Raw genomic sequence first — 14,137 nt, 5'->3', positions numbered from 1 at the left:
TCTACTCCGCTGGCTGGGGTTCGGCGGTGACCGGCGCCCGGTTCGAATGCTTCACATTGGCCGGTGCGCCTGGCGATTGCGGCGGTGCGGAGGGCGGATCGCCCGACCCGGATTCATAGGCGGCGGACGCCTTGCGTTGCCGAAGGGCTGTCCAGCCCTGGCTGACCGTGCCGACGATGCCCTTGGGCAGGAACAGGGTGACGAACACAAAGAGGCCACCGAGGGCGAACAGCCAGATATCGGGCAGGGCGCCGGTGAACCACGTCTTGGCAAAGTTTACCAGAACCGCACCAAGCACCGCACCAACCAGCGTCCCGCGTCCGCCGACGGCGACCCAGATAACCACCTCGATGGAATTGGCCGGGGCGAACTCGCCCGGATTGATGATGCCGACCTGCGGCACGTAAAGCGCGCCGGCTATTCCCGCCATCATGGCGGACAGCGTCCACACGAAAAGCTTGTAGTGCTCGACCCGGTAGCCGAGAAAGCGGGTCCGGCTTTCCGCGTCGCGCACGGCGACCAGCACCTTGCCGAGCTTGGAGCGCGTCAGCGCCCGGCAGACAATGAAACACAGGACCAGCGCTATTCCCGAGGCGGCGAACAGGCCGGCGCGGGTCGTATCGGCCTGAATGTCGAAGCCGAGGATGTCCTTGAAGTCGGTCAGGCCGTTGTTGCCGCCAAAACCCATGTCATTGCGGAAGAAGGCAAGCAGAAGCGCATAGGTAAGCGCCTGGGTAATGATCGACAGATAGACGCCTGTGACCCGTGAGCGGAAGGCGAACCAGCCGAAGACGAAGGCCAGAAAGCCGGGCACCAGCAGCACCATCAGGGCGGCGAACCAGAACATGTCGAAGCCGTACCAGTACCAGGGCAGCTCCTGCCAGTTCAGGAACACCATGAAATCTGGCAGGTTCGGATCGCCATAGACACCGCGCGTGCCGATCTGGCGCATCAGGTACATGCCCATGGCATAGCCGCCTAGGGCGAAGAAGGCGGCATGACCGAGCGAGAGGATGCCGCAATAGCCCCAGACGAGATCCACCGCGAGCGCCAGCAGCGCATAGGTCAGATATTTTCCCATTAGGGTGACGGCGTAGTTCGGCACATGGAAGGCGGATCCTTCCGGAGCCAGGAGGTTTCCGGCGGGAACCAGAATGATCGCCGCGGCCATGATCGCCAGGAAGATCCCTGCGCGGGTATCCATGGCGCGGAAGAGAAAGGAAGTCATCATGCTTCAACTGCCCGGCCCTTGAGGGCGAACAGGCCCCGCGGACGCTTTTGAATAAAGAGTATGATGATCACGAGCACGAAGATCTTGCCGAGCACGGCTCCTGCATAGGGCTCGAGGAACTTGTTGACGATGCCGAGGGTCATGGCCCCGACAAGCGTGCCCCACAGGTTGCCGACGCCTCCGAAGACCACGACCATGAAACTGTCGATGATGTAGCCCTGGCCGAGGTTCGGCGAGACGTTGTCGATCTGCGACAGCGCGACACCCGCGATGCCGGCGATGCCGGACCCGAGGCCGAATGTCATCGCATCGACCCAGGGCGTGCGGATACCCATGGAGGCGGCCATGCGCCGGTTCTGGGTGACAGCACGGGTATAAAGACCGAAGGGAGTTTTCTTCAGCACAAGCATCAGCCCGGCGAAGACCAGCATCGCAAAGACGATGATCCACATGCGGTTATAGGTGATGGTCATCTGGCCAAGCTCGAATGCCCCGGACATCCAGTCCGGATTGCCTACTTCCCGGTTGGTTGGCCCGAAGATCGAACGCACCGCCTGCTGCAGTATCAGGGAAATCCCCCAGGTGGCGAGCAGGGTTTCCAGCGGGCGTCCGTAGAGCCAGCGGATGACGCCGCGCTCGATGGCGACGCCGATGAGGCCGGACGTCAGGAAAGCCAGTGGCAGCGCGATCAAAAGGGAGTAGTCGAAAAGGCCAGGAGCCGAGGTGCGGATCAACTCTTGCACCACGAAGGTGACATAGGCGCCGATCATAACCATCTCGCCATGGGCCATGTTGATGACCCCCATCACACCGAAGGTGATGGCCAGGCCGATGGCCGCAAGTAGCAGCACCGAACCAAGTGACAGTCCGTACCAGATATTCTGGGCCGCATCCCAGGCGGCAATGGATTTCTCGATCTTGGCGACGGCTTGCGTTGCCGCATCGCGCACCGCGCCATTGGCACTCGACTGGACGCCGATCAGCAGAGACAGGGCATCCCGGTTGCCCATCACCGAAAGTGTCTCGATCGCCTCCAGCTTCCGGGTTTCGTCCAGATCGGAATTCAGCACGGCGGCCGCCCGGGCTTCCTCCATCACCTTGCGCACGCCGTCATCGGTCTCCGCCGCGAGCGCCGCGTCCAGCGCTTCGATGCCGTCCGGATCCCGCGCCTTGAAGATCGCCTCGGCGGCAGCCATACGCACATGCGGGTCCGCCGCCATCAGCGTGAGCGATCCCAGCGCGGAACGCAGCACACGCCGCAGCTTGTTGTTGACCTTGATCTTGGAAACTTCGCGGCGGCCGGCCTCTCCGGCCGGTTCAAGCGTCAGCGGGTCGGTAAGCGCGTAGCCCTTGCCGGCCTTTTTGGTGATGAACACCGCGCCGTCCGACTTGCGGACATAAAGATCACCTTCTCCAAGCGCTTCCAGCGTCGGGGCGACCGCAGGATCACCGGTTGCGGCCAATGCGCCGATCTGCTTCTCGGTCTCGGCGTATTTGCCTTCGGCCAGCCCGTTGATCAGAGGCCGCAGGGCTTCCGGATCCGACTGGGCGAAGGATGGCCCGCTCAACGCGCAGACCATCAGGCCGACAAGCAGGAAGAATGATTTCAGAAGGGACATCGTGTCCGCCTTGCGAGGATTTGTTTGCATGTTTCTCGAGGGGTCGAAGGCCCCCCACCCCTAACCCCTCCCCCTTGTGGGGAGGGGTTAGGGGTGGGGGTATTCTCTTGGACAAAACCCGGGAAAGGGGCGGACCTGGGAAGGCCCGCCCCGATCCTGGTCCGGCTTAGGACCCGGAACCGCCGCACTTGCCGGTTGCGGTGTTGAAGTTTCCGCAGGACAGGGGAGCGCGCCAGTCGGAGATCAGATCCTTGGATCCGTCAAGATAATCGGACCACGCATCGCCGACGACGAGGCCGGAGGTTTCCCAGACGGTCTCGAACTGGCCATCATCCTGGATCTCGCCGATCAGCACCGGCTTGGTGATGTGGTGGTTCGGCATCATCGCCGAGTAGCCGCCGGTCAGGTTCGGAACGCTGACGCCGACGATGGCATCGATCACCGCGTCCGGATCGGTGGTGCCGGCTTTCTCGACAGCTTCGACCCACATGTTGAAGCCGATGAAATGGGCTTCCATCGGGTCATTGGTCACCCGGTCTTCATCACCGACATAGGCCTGCCAGGTTTCGATGAATTCGGCGTTGGCGTCGGTGTCGGCGGACTGGAAGTAGTTCCAGGCGGCCAGGTGGCCGACGAGCGGGGCGGTGTCGAGACCGGCGAGTTCTTCTTCACCAACGGAGAAGGCAACGACCGGAATGTCTTCAGCCTTGATGCCGGCGTTGCCGAGTTCCTTGTAGAAGGGAACGTTGGCGTCGCCGTTGATGGTGGAGACGACGGCGGTCTTCTTGCCGGCGGACCCGAAGGTCTTGATGTCGGACACGATCGTCTGCCAGTCGGAATGACCGAACGGCGTGTAGTTGATCATGATGTCTTCTTCAGCCACACCCTTGGACTTCAGGTAGGCTTCGAGGATCTTGTTGGTCGTGCGCGGATAGACATAGTCGGTACCGGCGAGAACCCAGCGCTCGACGCCTTCTTCGTTCATCAGGTAGTCGACGGCCGGAATGGCCTGCTGGTTCGGTGCGGCGCCCGTGTAGAAGACGTTGCGCTGGCTTTCTTCGCCTTCGTACTGGACCGGGTAGAAGAGAATGGAATTCAGTTCTTCGAAGACCGGCAGCACGGATTTGCGCGACACGGACGTCCAGCAGCCGAACACGGCATCGACGCCGTTGACTTCGATCAGCTCACGCGCCTTTTCGGCGAACAGCGGCCAGTCGGAGGCCGGATCGACCACGACAGCCTCAAGCTGCTTGCCGAGAAGGCCACCCTTCTTGTTCTGCTCTTCGATGAGCATCAGCATGGCGTCTTTCAGCGTGGTTTCGGAAATCGCCATCGTACCGGACAGCGAGTGCAGGATGCCGACCTTGATCGTGTCTTCCTGGGCGGATGCACCGCCGATGATCGTGGAGGCGAGCAGGCCTGCCAGAGCGAGTTTGGTGAAGGTCTTTTTCATTGAGTTCCCCTTGTGCATGACGCCGCCGGTTCCCGTGCCGGCGGTTGGCGGCTGGAAGGAGTGCCGCTGTCGGGGAAGGATGGTGCGCCGGAACCGCTGCGCTGCAACATACGTCGTTTGACGTAATCGGACACACGCCGCTCTGTTACGATGCGGGTCCATTCCGGCATGAATTGTGCTCAGTAAGATGGCTGATCTGAAAAACGGGGTGGAAAATCGGGCTATGGACAGATGCATTTGCCAAAAAAACAGGCAAGTGGTGATAAATAGGGCTGTTCAGTGCGCGTATCCTTGCGGCAAGGGCGTCCAAGGACCCTTGAAGCTGCCGGTGCTGTCCTGCCCGGACATTGCCGCGACATGCCCATGACTGCCCGTCAGCGCATTCTTCCAGTCCGCCGTCAGTACAACAAATGGGTCAACAACCAGACCCTCGAGGATTACGCGCTCCGGTTCACCGCCAAAAGCGCGCGCCGCTTCTCCTCCCGCGCGATTTCGCAGACGGCCATCGGCGCGATCTCCTTTCTGGCGCTGGAGGCCATCGGCGGCGCGATCACGCTGTCGCACGGCACCGCCAATGCATTTATCGCCATACTCGTCGGCAGCATTGTGCTGTTGGTCGTCGGCCTGCCGATCAGCCGCTATGCCATGCGCTACGGCGTCGATATCGATCTTCTGACCCGGGGCGCGGGCTTTGGCTATATCGGCTCGACGGTGACGTCTCTGATCTATGCCAGCTTCACCTTCATCCTGTTCGCCATCGAAGCCTCTATCATGTCAAGTGCGCTGGAATTCGCCTTCGGCATGCCACTCTGGCTCGGGTATATCGTCAGCGCGGTAGCCGTCATTCCGCTGGTGACCCACGGGATAACCTGGATCAGCCGGTTTCAGATCGCCACCCAGCCTTTCTGGATCGTTCTGAACATTCTGCCTTTCGTCTTCATTGCCTTCACCGACTGGCAGGCTGTCGGGACCTGGCTTGAGTTTACGGGTATCGATCCGCTGACACAGGCGCCGAAAACAGGCCCCGGTGGCTGGGAAAGCGTCAGTCTGGTCAGTTTCGGCGCTGCCTCGGCGGTCATTCTCGCACTGATGGCGCAAATTGGTGAGCAGGTGGACTTTTTGCGCTTTCTGCCCGCCCGGGACTTCGGCCGCCGCCGCCACCGGCTGGCGCTCTTCCTGGCGGGTCCCGGCTGGGTGGTGCTCGGCGCGCCGAAGATGATCGCCGGATCGTTCCTGGCCGTGCTGGTCCTTTCCCACGGGGTGCCCGTGCAGCATGCGGACGAGCCCTCGCGCATGTATGCGGTTGCCTTCGGCTATATGATCCCCAACGAGACCCTTGTCCTGCTGCTGATGGCGGCCTTTGTCGTCGTCGCCCAGCTCAAGATCAACGTCATGAACGCCTATGCGGGTTCCCTGGCATGGTCGAACTTCTTTTCCCGTCTGACCCATTCCCACCCGGGCCGGGTGGTCTGGCTGGTGTTCAATGTCGGCATCGCGCTCCTGCTGATGGAACTGGGGATCTATCGTCTGCTGGAAGAGACGCTCGGGGTCTTTTCCATCATCGCAATGGCCTGGCTGTCGACCATCTCGGCCGATCTCTTCATCAACAAGCCGCTCGGCCTGTCGCCACCCGGAATCGAGTTCAAGCGGGCCCATCTTTACGACATCAACCCGGTCGGCACCGGCGCGATGCTGCTCGCCGCGGGCATCGCGCTGGCAGCTCATTTCGGCCAGTTCGGAGAAGCCGCCGCGGCATTGGCGACCTTCCTTGCCATGGGGGTTGCCTTCATCGCCGCGCCCGCGATCGCCCTCGCCACAAGGGGCCGGTTCTATCTGGCGCGAAAACCCCGCAAGAGCTGGCAGCAATTGCAGCAGATCGCCTGCTCCATCTGCGAGAATCCTTTTGAGCCGGAGGATATGGCCTACTGCCCGGCCTATCAGGCACCGATCTGTTCGCTGTGCTGCACGCTCGACGCCCGCTGTCATGATTCCTGCAAGCCGAAGGCCCGGTTCACCCATCAACTCGGCACGGTTGCCGGTTATGTTCTTCCCGAAGCGCTGCTTGTCTATTTCCGCACCCGACTGGGGCGCTATGCCCTGACGTCCATCCTGTCGATCACTGCCATCGGTCTGGTGCTGTGGATCATCTATGCTCAAGCCGCCAACCGGCTGGGGGATCCGACAGGCATCATCGGCCAGACCGTCGGGCTGATCTTCTTCGTCTTTGCAATCGTCGCCGGCATCGCTTGCTGGTTTCTGGTTCTTGCCAATGACACACGCAGGGTGGCGGAAGAGGAATCGGCTCGCCAGAACGCGCTTCTGCAGAAGGAGATCGATGCCCACAGCGTGACCGATGCCGCGCTCCAGAAGGCCAAGGAGGACGCAGAGGCGGCCAATCTGGCCAAGAGCCGCTATGTGGTCGGCCTCAGTCATGAGCTCAGGACGCCGCTCAATGCGGTGATGGGTTATGCCCAGGTGCTGGAACGCGACGATACGCTGCCGGCGGCGCGCAAACCCGCCGTCAGCACCATCCGCCGTAGCGCGGAACATCTCTCCGGCCTGATCGACGGGCTTCTCGACATTTCCCGGATCGAAGCCGGACGCCTGCAGATCTATTCCAACGAAATCAACATTCACGAATTTCTCGACCAGATTGTCGACATGTTCCGCATGCAAGCTGCCGCCAAGGGGCTCGGGTTCGAGTATGTCCGTGGCCGGAACCTGCCTGTCTTTGTCCGCACAGATGAAAAACGCCTGCGCCAGATCCTGGTCAATCTGCTTTCCAACGCCATCAAGTTCACGCAGGAAGGCAAGGTCTCCTTCAAGGTAAGCTACCGCTCGCAGGTCGCCGCCTTTGTTGTCGCCGACAGCGGCCCCGGCATCGCGCTGGACGAACAGGCGAAAATCTTCGAGCCCTTCGGACGCAGCAAGGCGGCGGCCGGTGCGCGCACGCCTGGCCTAGGCCTCGGGCTCACGATCACCAAGCTCTTGGCCGAATCCATGGGCGGCGCGATTGCCCTGTCCAGCGAGCCGGGCAGGGGCGCGTCCTTCGAGGTACGCCTCATGCTCTCCGCCGTCGACCGGCCGGTGGATACCGTCCGGCTGGAACGGCAGGTGCGCGGCTATGAGGGCGCACGCCGTACCATCGCCGTAATCGACGACAATTCCAACCACCGTGCGCTTGTCAGCGATATTCTCAAACCCGTAGGCTTCACGGTCGTGGAAGCGGAGCATGGCGCGGCCTGTCTGGAACATGTCCAGGGCTTGAACCCGGATCTCTACCTTGTCGATATCCTGATGCCCGGCATGAACGGCTGGGAGCTGGTGGATACACTGCGGGCGCGGGGCGATGCCGCGCCGATCATCATGCTCTCAGCCAATATCGGCGATCAGGCCTTGCGTCCAGACGGTCCGGTTCACCACAATGCGACCCTCGCCAAACCCTTCACCATCGGCCAGCTTCTCGATCTTCTGCAAAAACACCTGAATGTCGTCTGGACGGAAAAGCCGCAGAACGCGGGCCCGGCGCCGGCCCCCGGCAACCCGCTCCGCTCTCCGGGCGCTGATCATGTGGCGGACCTGATATCGCTGGCGGAGATAGGCTATGTGGAGGGGATCGAAGCCAAGTTGAGCGAACTCGCGCAGACACCGGGAAACGGGCCGCTGATCGATACGCTGCATGGACACCTCAACCGTTTCGACTTCGACGCCTACAGGCAAGTGCTCAGCGGACTGGAAACCCATGACGGATGATCGCCGCGATACGGTCCTGGTGGTGGACGACAGCCCGGAGACCCTCGGGTTTGTCACCGAGGCGCTGAAAAAGACCGGTATTGCCGTTCTGGTGGCGACCAGCGGCGAAGCGGCGCTGTCCATATGCGAGAAAGTGACGCCGGACACCATCCTCATGGATGCGGTGATGCCGGGCCTGGACGGCTTCGACACCTGCCGGAGCATCAAGGACAATCCGGCGCTCCGGCATGTCCCGGTCATCTTCATGACGGGGCTTTCGGAAACCGAGCACATCGTGAAGGCGCTGGAATCCGGCGGTGTCGATTTTCTGACCAAGCCAATCGATGTCGATGAGCTCAAGGCCCGCATCAAGGTTCATCTGAAAAACGCCAGATCCGTTCAGAGCGCTCATGTGGCGCTTGACGCCGCCGGTCGTCACCTGGTGGCCGTTTCGGCCGATGGTGGCGTGCTGTGGTCGACACCGCAGATCCAGAATCTTCTGGAAAGAACCGGCGATGCGGAGACCAGCCTGTTTGCTCTCGGTCGGGCGCTCGGGGATTGGCTGGACAGCGCCGAGCTTGCGGACGACCGGCGCAAGAGCTTCATGCTGGGGTTGTCCGAGGACCTTGCGGTCCAGCTCCACCCGCTGGGCCGGGTCGGCCCGGACGAGAATCTCTTCCGGGTGACGGCGGAAGACGAAGCCGGCCAGATCCGCGCCCTGCAACAACGCTTCGAATTGACCCAGCGAGAGGCCGAAGTGCTGATCTGGATCGCCAAGGGCAAGGCCAACAAGGATATCGGCGAAATTCTCGGGCTTTCGCCGCGCACGGTGAACAAGCATCTGGAACAGATCTTCGTCAAACTGGGCGTCGAAAACCGGGCTTCCGCTGCGGTCAGGGCCGCGGAAGTGATCTATGCGCTGTGAGGGGATCTGCACTGCCTGCGGAGACAGGTTTGACCGTCGATTGACGTCTTGTCTTCGTCAGGGAAGAGAGAACAGATCCTCGTGTTGTCTGCGTGCAGTGTCGATTTCGCGGCGGATCCAGTCTCGCAGATGGCGGTAGCCTTCCGTTTCCGAATAGGATGCCGTCGTTACCAGCCAGTATCTTGCCTTTGAGGCAACAGGCTTTCCGACAACTTCGAGAAAACCCGCTTCGATATCGTTTTCGATCAGGAGCGTCCGACCGAGGGCGACCCCCATGCCACTGATGGCTGCCTGGATCGCAAGATCGGCCCGGGCAAAGGAATTGGTTATCTTGCCGGGGGCGCCCGGCCAGTTGCGCCCATCGAAATAGGCGCTCCAGCTGAAGCCCGTGCCGTCCGTCTCGCCGGAGCTGTCGGCCAGAAGCGGCACGCCATTCCCGGAAGCCGGAGCCAGACTGCCGGAAACGAGGCCCGGACGGGCAACCGGGACAAGGTGGGCGTGAATGAGGGCATCGGCGTGGAAACCCGGATAGGGGCCGACACCGTAGCGGATCGCCGCCTGGGATTCGCCCCCGTGAAGATCGGCCAGCCGATCCTCGACATCGACCACGAGGTCAAGACCGTCCGCCTGGGCGCGTTGAAGCGCCGGCACGATCCATTTCATGGCGAGGGACGAGGACACGGAAAGACGAAGGGTCCTGGACGTCTTCACGTCGGCGATCCGCACCAGGGCGCTGCCCCAGATTTCCTGGCAACGCTGCGCGGCCTCGCACACGATCCGGCCCGCCTCTGTCGGCACGATCCGGCGTGTCGTCCGCTCGAACAGCTTCGTACCGAGCGCCGTCTCAAGCGACTTGATGCGATGGCTGACGGCCGATTGCTCCAGACCGACCGCCGATCCCGCCCGGGAAAAGTTTCCCTCCTCGAGGATCGCATTCAGCAGGGTCGCATTCTGCATAAGGCGGTCTCGGAGGGCATCGTCGCTATTCATGAATTTCACTCATGTATTCAGGCATTGCTGCTTTGTTTTATCAGGATGATTATTGTTATCAGTTAATGAGAAAAAGGTCACGGATATGAATGAAACCAGAAAAATCGCCGCCCGTATCGTCAACGGGTTCGTCACGCGCAAACCCGAGTCACAGGCCCATGGCGGCAATCCTGCCGGGGTCGTGCTGGATGCCGACATGTTGTCCGATGCGGACATGCTTGCGATAGCCGGCAAGATCGGACTTTCCGAAACGGCTTTCGTGTCGAACTCCACGGCCGAGGGCTTCAAGCTGGATTTTTTCACGCCCAATCGGCGGATCGCCCATTGCGGTCATGCCACCATCGCCACCTTCAGCTATCTGGCGGAACTGGGCCGGGTGCAGGACGGGGTCACGTCGAAGGAAACCGTCGACGGCCCGCGGAAGATCATTATCAGGGACGGCGCTGCCTACATGGAACAGCTTGCTCCGAAATACGAGCAGAGTGCGGACTGGGCCGAGCGCGGTGTCGGCGAGGCGGATGTGCTGGCCTCGCTCGGTATCGGCGAACACGAGCTGGACGCGCGCCTCCGGCCTGTGCTCGTCAACACGGGCAACAGCTTCGTCGTCGTGGCTGTACGCGACGCCGGTGTTCTGAAGGGGATTGCGCCGGATCAGGCAATGATCGACGCTATCAGCAACAAGCTGGACCTGGTCGGTTACTACATCTTCACTACCGACCGCAGCGCCACCCGGGCGGATGCCACGGCCCGTATGTTCGCGCCGCGATATGCGATCGATGAAGAATCGGCCACCGGCATGGCGGCCGGGCCTCTGGCCAGTGTGCTCCACGACCTGATGGACATCAAAAAGCCCCGTCTGGTCATCGAGCAGGGTCACTTCATGCAGCCGCCCTCGCCGAGCGTCATAACCGTCGACCTCGAACTTGAGGACGGAAGGATTACCGGCCTGATGGCAGGTGGCTACGGATCGGTCATGGAGGAAATGACCGTCACCATATGACGACGGGCGGCTGAGCCTCGGCAGGACGCCGGTCTTGTCGAGGTATGGAAGTGAGGCCGCCGGAGAGACGTGAATCTTTCTGCGTGAACACGCCCGTTGTCCCGGCATTGGATTTGGCAGAGATAACGGGCAGACAGGCGGTCAGGCAGTCCTTACAGAAAGACGGTGGCTGCACCGGGCATGAGGATGACGAGCGCCAGAACACACAGCATCACCGCAATGAAGGGGAGTGTGGCGGCAAATATCTGCTCCACCGAGACCGTTGGATCGTTGAGGGTGTTGTGAACGGTGAAGACCGATATGCCGAAGGGGGGCGTCAGCAGCCCGATCTCGACCGCTATCACGATCACGATGCCGAAATGACTGAGGTCGATCCCCATGCTTTGAGCAATCGGCGCCGTGATCGGAACCATGATCAGCAGGATCGATGTGCTGTCGAGGATCATTCCCATGATCAGGATGATAAGCGCGCAGAAGACCAGAAAGCCGAACGGCCCAAGCCCGGTGTCGCTCACCAGACCTGCGATGGCGTTCGGCAGTCCGGCGATTGACAGCATACGGGAATAGAAGCTCGCCGCGATCAGCAGAAGCAGGATCGAGACCGAGATCACGCCGGTCTGTTTCATCACCTGCCACAGCTTGTGCCGGTCGAGGGATCGCCGTGACAGCGCCACGAGAAACGCTCCGAAAGCGCCCACGCCACCGGCCTCGGTCGGGGTGAAATAGCCGGTATAAAGACCGCCGAGCACCAGAACGACCAGCAGGACGATCGGGATGAGCTTGCCGATCATCTGTCCTGCGGGCATGGGGTCTATATCCCGGTCGAGGCGGCGCTCGCGTGAGGCGCCCGGATCGGTTAGCACGAAGCCGGGGAACAGCGCGGTGACGGTGATCAGCATCGTCACGAAGCCGCCCGCGAGCAACAGGCCCGGCACGATGCCGGCGATGAACATGCCGCCGATGGAAACCTCGGCGAGCACACCATAGATGATCAGCAGCAGGCTGGGCGGGATCAGCATGCCAAGTACAGAGGACCCCGCCACCGTTCCGGCGGCAAAGGACGCGCGATAGCCGTGACGGCGCATTTCGGGCACGGCCACTCGGGTAAAGACGGCGGCGGAGGCGATGGAAACCCCTGTGACCGCGGCGAAAATGGTGTTGGCGGCGACGGTTGCAACCCCAAGCCCGCAGATCACCCGGCGTAGCAGGTGTTCGGCCACTTCGAAGGTATCCCGTCCGACATTGGACACACTGACGAGCAGGCCCATTAACACGAAAAGAGGGATTGTGGCGAAGAGATAATCGGCGATACCGCTATAGACCGTCAGCTCCAGCATGCGAAAGGCGAGGCCGATGTTGTCGCGGATAATCCAGATTCCGGCGAAGGCCACCGTGAACAGCGCGTAGGCGATCTGCATTCCAAGAAGGACCAGAGCGATCAACGCGCAGACAAGCAGAAGGCCGATGGTGAGAGTCGTCATGCGAGCCTCCAGAACCTGCGGGCTTCATCCTGCGCCCGGTAAAGCGCGGCAAGTGCGGCAACCGCCGAACCGAGGATCGTTATCCCGCGGAATGGCCATGTGGGAATGGTAAAGACACCCTGGACGCCGAAGAACTCCGACGTCTGCCAGGCATCGGCGAATTTGGGCCAGGAGGCCCACAGGATTGCGACAAGAACGATCACGCCGGTCAGCGCGAAGATCATTTCGATCATCGCCGCCACGCGCGGAGACCGCACGTTCAGGCGACGAATAAGAAAGTCGGCCCGGGTCAGGCGCTTCTGCAGGATGGCCGCGGCGATCTGCAGGAAAACGATGGCAACGACGGTGCGTCCTGCGATTTCGGCAACACCGGTGATGGGCGCGTTAAAGAAGTTGCGGCCCAGCACGTCGGCTACGATCAGCACCATCAGGGCGCCGATCCCCAGTGTGCCTATGGATGACATGACCGCGGCGACCGTGCCCAGGAGCGCTCCGAAGGGAGCTTCCGAGAACTTCGGAATGAAGGCATCGTCGTTCCCGGCCGCGATCTCGTCGCTCATTATAAAACCCGCCCTGTGTTGAAAAAGCCCGCCCGGGCATGGTGCCGGGCGGGCCAGAGGTCAGTCAATGCCTGAGATCACAGGCCTTCATCCCAGGACCGCAGAGGTTCTGCGCCCCGGGCGCGCAAGGCATCGAAATAGGCCTTCAGCACCACGCGTCCGTCATCGCCGGTCTGCTCGAGCCAGGGTGCCACGATATTCGGCAGGCCATTGACCCAGGCGGTCTTTTCAGCCTCCGGCAATTCGTGGATGGTCAGGCCGGCTTCCTGCATTTCGACCAGGGCCCGCTTTGCGAGGTCCTCGACATATTGGCCATGCGCGGCGGAGGTGGCTTTCGCTGCTTCCCGGAATGCCGCCTGAACGGGCTCCGGCAGACCGTCGAAGAACGCCTTGTTGGCTGCGATGCCGCCGAAATACATCGACCCGATGCCGACCCGTGTCAGCTCTGGAGCGACTTCATAGACGCGTGTCGGCAGGATGCCGGAGGCAAAGGACAGGGTGCCCTCGGTCACGCCGGTCTGGATGTTGGTGTAGTAGGTCGTCAGGGCTCCGTCGACCGGTGTGGCGCCGGTTTCCTGGAGCCAGTTGGCAGAAGTGCCCGGCGCGTTCAGCTTCCGGTTCTGCAGGTCCGCCATCGAGCTGACCGGGAAGGTCGCGTAGATGTCGTAGCTGTCGGTGATGAGCGAGGACAGATGCACCATGCCGTTGTCCGCCCAGCTGTCGCGCAGCTCCGGCAGGTTCTCGGAAAGGTCATCGAAAATCTCGATGATCATCTTGTGGTCTTCTGTCGCGAAGGGGGTGAAATAGGTCACGTTCTGGAGCGGCATGTTGGCGCCTTCCCAGACCGTGCCGACCATGCCGACATCGACGATGCCGTCCATGACGGCTTCCCGCGTATCGGTGAACTTGTAGAGCGTGCCGGCGTAGGCCTCGACCCAGTCGATCTTGTAGTCGCCCGCTTGTTCAAGAATACGGTTCACCTCCGGCTGGAAGGTGTTTTTCATCGCGTAGACCCAGATGTTCTGTTCCGGGTGCGACGAACCTATGTTGACCGTTATTGTTTCTTCCGCGGCGGCCCAGCCGGCGGAGCCGGCAAGGATCGCAGTCGCTGTTGCTAGGGTTATGAGTTTCATTTTTTCCTCCCTG

Annotated in this window: 10 protein-coding genes; 3 read left to right on the top strand and 7 right to left on the bottom strand. The window is 61.7% G+C overall.

Annotation, left to right across the window (positions count from 1 at the left end; genetic code table 11):
• Window position 1 precedes the first annotated feature (1 nt).
• The 3 genes from urtC to urtA form a co-directional block, all read right to left on the bottom strand.
• Window positions 2-1,231, bottom strand: a complete 1,230-nt coding sequence (urtC, locus tag OA90_RS02560; protein ID WP_068406758.1) for an urea ABC transporter permease subunit UrtC — start codon at window positions 1,229-1,231, stop codon at window positions 2-4.
• A complete protein-coding gene (urtB, locus tag OA90_RS02555) occupies window positions 1,228-2,850 on the bottom strand; it encodes an urea ABC transporter permease subunit UrtB (protein WP_068407703.1) in 1,623 nt (540 codons plus the stop codon). Before urtB ends, urtC begins: the two co-directional genes overlap by 4 nt.
• A 166-nt stretch (window positions 2,851-3,016) precedes the next feature.
• Window positions 3,017-4,303, bottom strand: coding sequence for an urea ABC transporter substrate-binding protein (gene urtA / locus OA90_RS02550; RefSeq protein WP_156510361.1), 1,287 nt, complete (start codon window positions 4,301-4,303; stop codon window positions 3,017-3,019).
• A 363-nt stretch (window positions 4,304-4,666) separates the two neighbouring features.
• Between urtA and OA90_RS02545 the strand changes: the two genes are divergently transcribed.
• Both OA90_RS02545 and OA90_RS02540 read left to right on the top strand, forming a co-directional pair.
• Window positions 4,667-8,056: an ATP-binding protein gene (locus tag OA90_RS02545; protein WP_068407699.1), complete on the top strand. Its 3,390-nt coding sequence runs from the start codon at window positions 4,667-4,669 to the stop codon at window positions 8,054-8,056.
• Window positions 8,046-8,960, top strand: coding sequence for a DNA-binding response regulator (locus OA90_RS02540; RefSeq protein WP_068406753.1), 915 nt, complete (start codon window positions 8,046-8,048; stop codon window positions 8,958-8,960). Before OA90_RS02545 ends, OA90_RS02540 begins: the two co-directional genes overlap by 11 nt.
• 57 nt (window positions 8,961-9,017) lie before the next feature.
• Here OA90_RS02540 and OA90_RS02535 read toward each other — a convergent pair whose 3' ends face one another.
• Entirely contained in the window at window positions 9,018-9,950 is a 933-nt protein-coding gene (locus tag OA90_RS02535; RefSeq protein WP_068406751.1) for a LysR family transcriptional regulator, read from the bottom strand.
• 85 nt (window positions 9,951-10,035) lie between these two features.
• Between OA90_RS02535 and OA90_RS02530 the strand changes: the two genes are divergently transcribed.
• Window positions 10,036-10,950 (top strand): PhzF family phenazine biosynthesis protein, encoded by a 915-nt coding sequence (locus tag OA90_RS02530; RefSeq protein WP_068406748.1) that lies wholly within the window; start codon window positions 10,036-10,038, stop codon window positions 10,948-10,950.
• A gap of 152 nt (window positions 10,951-11,102) precedes the next feature.
• On the opposite strand, the gene OA90_RS02525 is transcribed toward OA90_RS02530, so the two are convergent.
• The 3 genes from OA90_RS02525 to OA90_RS02515 all read right to left on the bottom strand — a co-directional run bounded on the left by OA90_RS02525 (window position 11,103) and on the right by OA90_RS02515 (window position 14,124).
• Window positions 11,103-12,431 (bottom strand): TRAP transporter large permease subunit, encoded by a 1,329-nt coding sequence (locus OA90_RS02525; RefSeq protein ID WP_068406745.1) that lies wholly within the window; start codon window positions 12,429-12,431, stop codon window positions 11,103-11,105.
• Window positions 12,428-12,991: a TRAP transporter small permease gene (locus OA90_RS02520; RefSeq protein WP_068406742.1), complete on the bottom strand. Its 564-nt coding sequence runs from the start codon at window positions 12,989-12,991 to the stop codon at window positions 12,428-12,430. The genes OA90_RS02525 and OA90_RS02520 overlap by 4 nt, the downstream gene beginning before the upstream one ends.
• A 77-nt stretch (window positions 12,992-13,068) precedes the next feature.
• A complete protein-coding gene (locus tag OA90_RS02515) occupies window positions 13,069-14,124 on the bottom strand; it encodes a C4-dicarboxylate TRAP transporter substrate-binding protein (RefSeq protein ID WP_068406739.1) in 1,056 nt (351 codons plus the stop codon).
• Window positions 14,125-14,137: the final 13 nt, after the last annotated feature.

It is taken from the genome of Labrenzia sp. OB1, assembly GCF_001624695.1.
In the GTDB taxonomy this organism is placed as follows: domain Bacteria; phylum Pseudomonadota; class Alphaproteobacteria; order Rhizobiales; family Stappiaceae; genus Roseibium.
The sequence above is the reverse complement of the archived record's forward strand: the minus strand, read 5'-3'. Positions and strand labels throughout refer to the sequence as shown.